The 8,941-nt window shown below is 44.9% G+C and carries 8 protein-coding genes and 1 pseudogene; 7 read left to right on the plus strand and 2 right to left on the minus strand.

Translation table 11 applies throughout. From position 1 onward, the window contains the following. Nucleotides 1-164 precede the first annotated feature (164 nt). Nucleotides 165-1,025 carry an Rpn family recombination-promoting nuclease/putative transposase gene (locus NEPTK9_RS08190; RefSeq protein ID WP_194848348.1) on the minus strand — a complete coding sequence of 287 codons (861 nt, stop codon included), beginning with the start codon at nucleotides 1,023-1,025 and terminating at the stop codon, nucleotides 165-167. Nucleotides 1,026-1,148: 123 nt separating this feature from the next. Here NEPTK9_RS08190 and NEPTK9_RS08195 point away from each other — a divergent pair, with 123 nt between their 5' ends. Next, nucleotides 1,149-1,361 carry a hypothetical protein gene (locus tag NEPTK9_RS08195; protein WP_194848355.1) on the plus strand — a complete coding sequence of 71 codons (213 nt, stop codon included), beginning with the start codon at nucleotides 1,149-1,151 and terminating at the stop codon, nucleotides 1,359-1,361. Nucleotides 1,362-1,364: 3 nt separating this feature from the next. Beyond that, nucleotides 1,365-2,129, plus strand: a complete 765-nt coding sequence (locus NEPTK9_RS08200; protein ID WP_194848349.1) for a TatD family hydrolase — start codon at nucleotides 1,365-1,367, stop codon at nucleotides 2,127-2,129. 143 nt (nucleotides 2,130-2,272) lie between these two features. Here the strand turns inward: NEPTK9_RS08200 and NEPTK9_RS08205 are convergent, their stop codons facing one another. Further along, nucleotides 2,273-3,460, minus strand: coding sequence for an ATP-binding protein (locus NEPTK9_RS08205; protein WP_194848350.1), 1,188 nt, complete (start codon nucleotides 3,458-3,460; stop codon nucleotides 2,273-2,275). Between the two features lie 511 nt (nucleotides 3,461-3,971). Between NEPTK9_RS08205 and NEPTK9_RS08210 the strand changes: the two genes are divergently transcribed. The 5 genes and pseudogenes from NEPTK9_RS08210 to NEPTK9_RS09755 form a co-directional block, all read left to right on the plus strand. Beyond that, the gene (locus NEPTK9_RS08210; protein WP_194848351.1) at nucleotides 3,972-4,289 is read left to right on the plus strand and encodes a helix-turn-helix domain-containing protein; all 318 of its coding nucleotides are present in this window, start codon (nucleotides 3,972-3,974) and stop codon (nucleotides 4,287-4,289) included. A gap of 160 nt (nucleotides 4,290-4,449) precedes the next feature. Then, a complete protein-coding gene (locus NEPTK9_RS08215; RefSeq protein WP_194848352.1) occupies nucleotides 4,450-5,433 on the plus strand; it encodes a succinate dehydrogenase/fumarate reductase transmembrane subunit in 984 nt (327 codons plus the stop codon). A gap of 224 nt (nucleotides 5,434-5,657) precedes the next feature. Beyond that, nucleotides 5,658-7,487, plus strand: coding sequence for a succinate dehydrogenase flavoprotein subunit (gene sdhA, locus NEPTK9_RS08220; RefSeq protein ID WP_228547096.1), 1,830 nt, complete (start codon nucleotides 5,658-5,660; stop codon nucleotides 7,485-7,487). A 167-nt stretch (nucleotides 7,488-7,654) separates the two neighbouring features. Beyond that, nucleotides 7,655-8,413 carry a succinate dehydrogenase iron-sulfur subunit gene (gene sdhB / locus NEPTK9_RS08225; RefSeq protein ID WP_194848354.1) on the plus strand — a complete coding sequence of 253 codons (759 nt, stop codon included), beginning with the start codon at nucleotides 7,655-7,657 and terminating at the stop codon, nucleotides 8,411-8,413. Nucleotides 8,414-8,650: 237 nt separating this feature from the next. Beyond that, nucleotides 8,651-8,941 (plus strand): annotated as a pseudogene (locus NEPTK9_RS09755) (hypothetical protein); the annotation flags it as partial.

Consider the following 8,941-nt stretch of genomic DNA (forward strand, 5'->3'; position numbering starts at 1 on the left):
GACTTTGCCAAATTAAGCTTCTTCGTCGCCCTTCCCTATTGGGAATGATGCTCCTCATTCAGCTCAATTTTGCTGCGTCTCGCTGAGTCAAACTGTAGCATTTATTTTTTGACAGGCCCTAACGGTAATGAAAGAGGAGCATGTCTCCTCTTCCCTAAAAATTATCAAAGGAGCTCGACCTCTTCAACTGAAAGTCCCGTTGCTAAAGAAATTTGATTGACTGGAAGCCCTTGTTTAAGGAGAGCTTGGGCGATTTCTAGCTTCTCTTTTTGCCTTCCTTTCTCGGCACCTCTTTCCTCGGCCTTCTTTAAACTATTAGCCTCTATTCTAAGCCACTTAAGATGATCTTCATAAGCTTCTCGTTCTTCTGGTGTAAAATTCATGATATTAAGAACTTCTATAGCTTTTTTTAACTCAGGTTTGTCTAATATCTGAGGAAGTTTAGAAACATTCAGAAGATCTTTTCTTGTAAGGAACGCTGACCACATGTCTAAAGAACTCTGAATCTTAGAGACCATTCCTCCAAACTCTTTACCTACAGCATCTGTAAACTTCTTAAGTTCAATTGTGTGAAGTTCTAGATCTTTGAAATATAAAAGGCCTGTCTCTTTTTCAGTCACCTGAAAGATGTTGTGGTAGTTCTGAACCTCGGGAATAGATGTGAAATTCAGGATATGAATACCTATAACCTTTTCAAGTGTAGAATAATCTTCTGATGACTTTAGTTGTTCTGTGTATAACCTAGCCCAGTAGTAGAGTGCCCTTTTGTCATAATCTGCTTCGTCAGCAATTTGAATTTCGATATTAAATCTCTTTCCATTGCTTCCCTTAGCTTTGATGTCTAAAATTGATAACTTATCTTTCTTAAAGTTCTTTTGGTTGTAGGGGTTGAGTAGAGTGACATCTACCACTTGATCCCCTTCCCCGACTATAGAGTTGATGAGGGAGATAAGCAGGTCTTTATTTTCCTCTATGCCAAATATTTTTTTGAATGCTATGTCAACTCTGGGATTAATTTTTTCCATAATAACCTCAGTTGTTTAGACCCATGTTAGCATAGGAGGAGAATTGTGTATATTTTTTTCTCTTTACAAAAATTCTTTCAGAGTAAAACATGTATTTTGTTTTTAATTAAGGAGAGCCATTTTTTGGGGTATGTGGTTTTTCTTCACCACACCCTTTTGAGAACAAAAACAAAAAAGCGGATGTTTAAGAAGCTGAACAAAAAGCATGAGAAGTTTTTTAAGGGTCAGGTGAGTGAAGAATCGCTGCACCAGTCGATCCACTCCTATCTCGGTATCCTTTCCCATGCAGATCAGCATGAGGTATCGCAGACGGTAACGAATGCTTTTTGGAGGTAATGTATGTTTTTTGATTCACATGCCCATTTAACCTGTGACCCCGTTTTTGCCGAACTTGAACCGATGCTTGAGCGAGCAAAAGAAGCCAAGGTCGAAAAGGTCATGAACATCTGTACCGATAAGATTTCCTTAGAAAGGGGGATCGAACTCGCTAAGAAGTATCCTTGGGTTTACAATGTTGGGTCGACCACTCCCCATGATGTTGAGAAAGAGGGAGGGCTTTACTTCCCCCTTTTTGAAGAAGCAGCCCGGACGGGAAAGCTCATCGCCGTTGGGGAAACGGGTCTTGACTACCACTACGAACACTCTCCAAAAGAGCTCCAAAAAACATTTCTCTCTCGCTACTTTGCTTTGGCGACTGAATGCCACCTTCCCGTTGTGATCCATTGTCGCGACGCCTTTGATGATCTTTATGCCATTGCAACCAGTGATTTTCCCAAAGGGCATGCGGTCATTCATTGCTTTACGGGGACGATGCAAGAGGCGGAGCAAGCGGTTGAGCGGGGATGGATGGTTTCTTTTAGTGGCATAGTCACCTTTAAAAAATCAGAAGCTTTGCGTGAAGTTGCCAAAGAGATTCCTCTCAACCATATCCTCATCGAAACCGACACTCCCTATCTCGCTCCTCAGTCAAAGCGGGGAAAGACAAACGAGCCGAGTTTTGTTCCAGAAGTGGCCCAAACCATCGCGAATGTTAAGGGACTTCCCCTTGAAGAGGTCGCTTCGATGACCACTCAAAACGCCACCCATTTTTTCCGTTGCGGGTAGGTCTAGAGGGTATTGTCAAGAGCTGGTCAATAAAGAAGTCCTTGCTATGAGGAAAGTTCAAGGCGTCCGATGCAGGAATCCCAAGCCGGGCTTTCGAAGGAGAAGAGCGATGAAATTTTCCATAGGAAGGGCTTAAGGATTGATCAGCTCTTGACGACACCCTCTAATACTTTAGGCAGTTCTTGCCAGGGAAGGGCGGTCACGTTAGGTGCCAACTTTTGAGCTCTAGGTATCCGGCAAATGAGATACCCATGGGAGCTATTCTTATACTCATTAAGAAAAGTTTGTATGTGTCGTGCGTCTCGTGCTTGTGGGTTTTCTGTCCATTTGACTTCAACTGGGATATACTGGTTTGTTTTCTCAACGACCCAGTCTACCTCAGCTCCAGATGAGTCACGCCAAAACATGAGCGAACTTTTGATCGGGGCTGTTCTCATTTGACGCAAGAGTTCTAACCCCACCCATTGTTCAAACAAATTTCCCATGTATTTGTCAGGGATGTCCCGTCCCTCTCCTGCTGCAATGCGGCGTACCCCTAGGTCATAAATTAAAAACTTTGGCGATTTGACGAGTTTCTTTCGGGTGCGGGACAAAGAGAGTGGTTCCACCCTTTCCGCAACCAAACAGTCAACGAGAATTTGATAGTATTCACCAATGGTTGGGCTTGACACACCAACATCTTGCGATAGTTTATGAAAATTGCTGATGAGTCCCGACTCAAGGGCTGCCAAATCTAAAAAATTGCCGAAAGCGCCAATATTGCGGACAAGCGCTTCTGCACGAATCTCTTCTTCTAAATAGGTTGTCACATAAGAAAACAAATCTTCCTCTCGGTTTTCAATGGATTTTTCCAAAGTAATCTCTGGAAGGGATCCATAAAGTAAAAGCTCTTCTAGCGAATAAGGTAAATGTGTCATTTCATCGATGAGCAAGGGATCCATGCGTAGTGCGACAACACGTCCTGGCAACAGGTTTGCCTCTCCGTCTCGCCGGAGTTTTCGTGCGGATGATCCTGTTAACATAAACTGCGCGGTTTGGGAGTCGATTAAGTCCTGAGCAGCATCTAGTAAAGGCCTCACTTTTTGGATCTCATCGATAATCACTAGAGGGGTTTTTCCTGTCATAGCTTCTACTTCTCGGGTCAGCCTTCCAGGATCTTTTTCATAGACTTGACGATCTGCAGGCCTAGCTAAGTTGATATAAAGATCAGCATGAAAGCTTTTTACGAGGGTTGTTTTTCCGGTCTGACGGGGACCCAGTAATAAAATGCTCTTTTTTCGATTGAGCGCTTTTTTCACCCGCTCCTCTATTTGCCTAAAAATTAATGTCATCTTTAAAATTTCCTGGATTTTTTAAAGTCCACTTTAATTTTACCCGGAAATTTTAAAGGAAGTCAAGAAATAAGCCAGGTCAGAGCTTATCTATTTAATTAAGAGTAAGATGGTGGTTTTGCGGTGAACCTTTTTGCCTTATTCGAAACAAGGAAAAATAAATGAGCCAAGTTTTTCTTGGAAAATTATACTACAAAGTAGTATAATTAGGGGTAGAGGAAGATCATGCAACGACTTGTTATTCAGACGAAAATTTTCTCAGAGGTTTTAGATGATCTTATTAAGAAAAAACAGTTATTGCTTAAGGACTATCTGGACTACGAAAAGTCCGCCTTAAAAGCTCTTACTCTGGGAAGCGAGGTGGGTTTCGTGTTGACTATCTGGATATCCCTACGGAAGAGGTACTTTACCTCATTGTTGTTTATCCAAAAAACCAGAAAGAAGACCTCTCTTCTGAAGAGAAGAAAGAAATAAAAGCTTTGGTAGATTTTCTTAAAAATAAGGTGAAGATATGAGCAAAATGTATGAATACTTAAAGCAGGGACTGAGTGAGGCAATCGATCATGCTAGTGGGAAAAAAACTCTTCGAACCAAACAGGTCAAGCTTCCAAAGCCTCCAAAGGAGTACCGTGCAAAAGATATTAAAGCTCTAAGAAGAAAGTTTCATTGCTCTCAACGAGTTTTTGCACACATCCTAAACGTAAGTGTAAAAACAGTACAATCTTGGGAAATCGGTCAAAGACACCCTAACTCGACTACTAATCGCCTTTTAGAGATCCTAGAATCCGAAAGGAAGCGGGAAGAGTTTTTTGAAGCAATTAGCGCTTGATGTGTGGGGAATAAACTCATCAGTTTCGCAAACTCCGCTTCAACTGCAGCGAAATAAGTGGCACTCCGGGGTTAAAGAGGTCGCGATAATAACTGCTCATTTTTTCAAGCTGTAGCTTTTTCTTTGTATATTTTTTTTGATTTCGGTTTAATGGCGAAAAATGGCAACAGCAACAGTTCCTCTATCACGCCCCTTTATTTGGAGACGCCTCCACTCCCTTTTTGGTCTGTGGATTGTGATCTTTTTGATCGAGCATCTCCTCACCAACTCCCAAGCAGCCCTTTTGGTCGGGCAAAATGGGGAGGGGTTTATCCGCGCCGTCAACTTTATCAAGCACCTTCCCTACCTTCCCGTCATTGAAATCGTTCTTCTGGGTGTTCCCATCTTGATGCATATGGTATGGGGGATCAAAGTGATCATGACCTCAAAGGGAAATAGTCGTCCTTCTGATGGGACCCGTCCCGCCCTAACAAAATATCCCCGTAACCATGCCTTTTCATGGCAGCGGCTCACCTCGTGGATCCTGCTTGTGGGAATTATTGCCCATGTCGGCTACATGCGGTTTTACATGTACCCTACCATTGTTGATACCGGGGTCGATTCAGCCTACTTTGTTCGCGTTACCATGGATCCAGGACTTTATACCGTTAGTGATCGGCTGGGCGTTAAGCTTTACAACAAGCAAGCCATTGCTGAAATGAAACATAAGGTAGAAAGTGAGCGTCCCGAAAAAGTGGAAATCAAAGAGACCACGCCCTACATCTATCAAAAGAATATTGACGTCCTGATGAAGAGGTATCAAAACTGGGAAGACAAGAACGCCTACCTCGAGGGGCTTGCAAAGCGTTCCCTCTCTAAAGGGGAGGTGATTGCCGAAGCGCCCGACTTTGGAACAGCGATCCTCCTTGTTGTCCGCGATGCCTTTAAAAGTGTTTTCAAAGCGATTCTCTATACCATTTTTGTCTTTGCTGCCGTCTTTCATGGTTTTAATGGTCTTTGGACCTTCATGATTACTTGGGGGATTGTCCTCAGGATGCGCTCCCAGTCGCGCGCGGTCAATTGGTGTTATGGGATCATGGTGCTCATCGCTTTTTTAGGACTGGCGTCTGTATGGGGCACCTACTTCATCAACCTGAGGAACTGAATGAACCTACCTGTAAATTCGAACACCCTTTCTTTCCATGCTTTCTGCATCTTTTTGGACACTGACTTTTCGGTCTTGTCTTTTGGACAATGTCCTCAAGTCAGTACCCAAAAATCTGCTAGAAATCAAAGAAAATCAAGAATATTACCATTTACAGGTAGGTTCAAGTGAAGAAAAAGGAAGTCATTGTTGTTGGAGGAGGGCTTGCAGGACTTGCTGCAGCGATGCGCCTTGCAGAAAATGGATGCCATGTCAAAATTATTTCGGTGACCCAGGTCAAACGGTCCCACTCCGTTTGCGCCCAAGGGGGGATCAATGCCGCAGTGAACCTCAAGGGGGAAGAGGATTCCCCCCTCATCCACGCCTACGATACCATTAAAGGGAGTGACTTTCTTGCTCAGCAACCTCCCGTTTTGGAGATGTGCTTAGCGGGTCCACGGATTATCGAAATGATGGACCGGTTTGGATGCACTTTTAACCGCACCCCTGAAGGAAATATCGACTTCCGTCGCTTTGGAGGGACTCTCTATAACCGAACCGCATTCTGTAGTGCCTCCACCGGTCAGCAACTCCTCTATGCCCTCGATGAGCAGGTCCGTCGCTATGAAGTCAATGGCCTCATCGAAAAGTTTGAGCATCATGAATTTCTCCGCCTCATCCAAGATGAGCAGGGAAAAGCGCGCGGGATCGTCATGATGGATCTTTTCAACCTCAAGCTCGATATTCTCAAAGCCGATGCTGTTGTTATTGCCAGTGGAGGACCCGGCTTGATTTTCAAGCGTTCCACCAACTCGACCTTCTGTACAGGAGCGGCAAATGGGAGGCTTTACATGCAGGGGATGCACTATGCCAATGGAGAATTTATCCAAATCCACCCCACCGCCATTCCCGGAAGCGACAAACTCCGCCTCATGTCCGAATCGATCCGTGGTGAAGGGGGACGCGTCTGGGTTTATGGCGATAGCTCCAAGTCGATGGAAACCCCCGAAGGAAAAATGATTCCTTGCGGCGAAACCGGCAAACCCTGGTACTTCCTCGAAGAATTTTACCCCGCCTTTGGAAACCTGGTTCCCCGCGATATCGGAGCGCGCGAGATCCTCCGCGTCATCGAAGCAGGGCTCGGGATCGAGGGGAGAGAAGAGGTGTTCCTCGATGTGACCCACCTGCCAGAAGAAACCGTTCATAAACTCGAGTCTGTTCTCCACATCTACCAACGCTTTACAGGAGAAGATCCCCGGAAAGTTCCCATGCGGATCGCCCCTGCCGTCCACTACTCGATGGGAGGTGCGTGGGTTGACTGGCCTGCCGCTGATGCGCCCGATCGGAAAACCCGCTTCCGGCAGATGAGTAACCTCGAAGGGTGCTTTGTTGCCGGAGAAGCTGAGTACCAATACCATGGAGCCAACCGTCTCGGCGCTAACTCCCTCCTTTCATGTATCTTTGGAGGGCTCGTGACCGGTGTCGAAGTGCCCCGCTACCTCGAAACCCTCTCCGAATCCTATGGTGAAGTCGAGGAAGCCCCATTCAAGGCTGCTTTACAAGAAGAAGAGGCCTTTAAACAAGACCTCCTGAGCCGCAACGGCAAAGAAAATGTCCATAAACTTCACGAAGAACTTGCCCACGAAATGGTCCAACATGTGACTGTAAAGCGGAGTAACGAAAACCTGAAGAAAACAATCGATTTCATTAAGGAGATCCGGGAAAGGTACAAAAACATCTCCCTCGATGACACGGGAAGTCTCCATAACCAGACCTACATCTTTGCCAACCAGTTTCAGTCGATGATCGAGCTTGCCCTTGTGATGACCAAAGGGGCCCTGCTTCGTGATGAGTTTCGCGGGTCCCATTTCAAACCAGAGTTTTCTGAACGAGATGACCAAAACTGGCTCAAGACAACCATCGCCTCCTACAATCCTAACAGCGACGAGCCAGAAATCACCTACGAACCAGTTGACACCCCCTACCTTAAACCGATACAAAGAGATTATACCAAAGCAAAGCGGATCAAACCCCAGCTGGAGAACATCCCTACAAACATAGAACTCCCAATATGAACCTATCTCCAAACTCTAACATCCTTTCTTTCCATGATTTCTGCATCTTTTTGGAAACTGATTTTTCACCCTTGTCTTTTAGACAATGTGTTCAAATCAGTTTCGAAAAATCTGCTAGAAATCAGTTGAAAATCAAGAATATTATAATTTGTAGATAGGTTCATTGAATGGAAACCTTCATCCTAAAGATCTATCGGGGAAAGCCCAATCACCAATACTGGGAAGAGTTTGAGCTCGAGCTTGTTCCCTACATCAACGTCATCTCTGCCCTGATGGAAATTCAAAAGAACCCGATCAACCGAAAAGGGGAAAAGGTGACCCCCGTCACCTGGGAACAAGGATGTCTCGAAGAGGTCTGCGGCTCCTGCTCGATGCTTATCAACGGCCGTCCTCGCCAAGCCTGCACCGCCATCGTTGAGCCGATCCTTAAGAAAACCGGAAGCCGAACCATTACCCTCGCCCCCTTTACCAAGTTTCCCCTTGTAAGAGATCTTGTTGTCAACCGCAGCGCGATGTTCGAAAACCTCAAAAAAACAAACTCATGGATCTCTGCCGATGGCTCTTTTGTCGGAGGCTTTGGTCCCAAGATCAGCCAAGAAAGACAAGAAGTGATGTATACCCTTTCTACCTGCATGACCTGTGGGTGTTGCTCCGAAGCCTGCCCTCAAGTCAACAACCGGTCCACCTTTATGGGGCCCGCCCCCATCTCCCAAGTCCGCCTCTTCAACCTCAATCCTGCTGGAGAGATGGAAAAAGCAACTCGTCTTCACACCCTCATGCAAGAAGGTGGGATTAGCGAATGTGGGAATGCCCAAAACTGTGTCCAAGTCTGTCCTAAAGAAATTCCTCTCACAGAATCGATTGCTGATACGGGGCGCGAAGTCTCGAAACAAGCCCTCAAAGACATCTTTGGAATATCGAAATAAAGTGCTCCATATCAAAAGGCTTTAATCCAATTTGACCGATCTTTTCATCAAAATATCGATGCGGATACCCCTTCCTTTAGGGAGGGGAGGAAGCATCGCTCCTTTTTAGATTGTTTAATTTGTAGCCATGGTTTAAAATAGCTTGTATGAAACGAACCATTTCTCTTAAGTTGACCCTTTCTGATAAAGATTTTGAGACCCTTTTGGAAACGCAAAAGTGTTTCAGCCGAGGCTGTAATGCAATTGCTCTTCAAGCTAAAGCATGTCGCTCTCCATAACTTTTGCTATTCTAAAATAAGAGAAGAAATTCCGCAACTGGGCTCTCAAATGGTGTGCAACGCCCTTAGGAAAGTATGTGGAAGCTATAAAGCACTTAAAATTAAAAAAGGTCAAGAAGTTCCCGAGATTTCGTTTAAAGAAAAATCTAGTATCCACTACTGTGCGCGTACCTTTACTCTCAAAAAAGAGACACTGTCTCTTTTTTCTATAAACAAAAGGATCAAATGTTCTTTTCGAATAGGACCGCAT

Origin of the sequence: Candidatus Neptunochlamydia vexilliferae (genome assembly GCF_015356785.1) — a bacterium.
Lineage (GTDB): Bacteria > Chlamydiota > Chlamydiia > Chlamydiales > Simkaniaceae > Neptunichlamydia > Neptunichlamydia vexilliferae.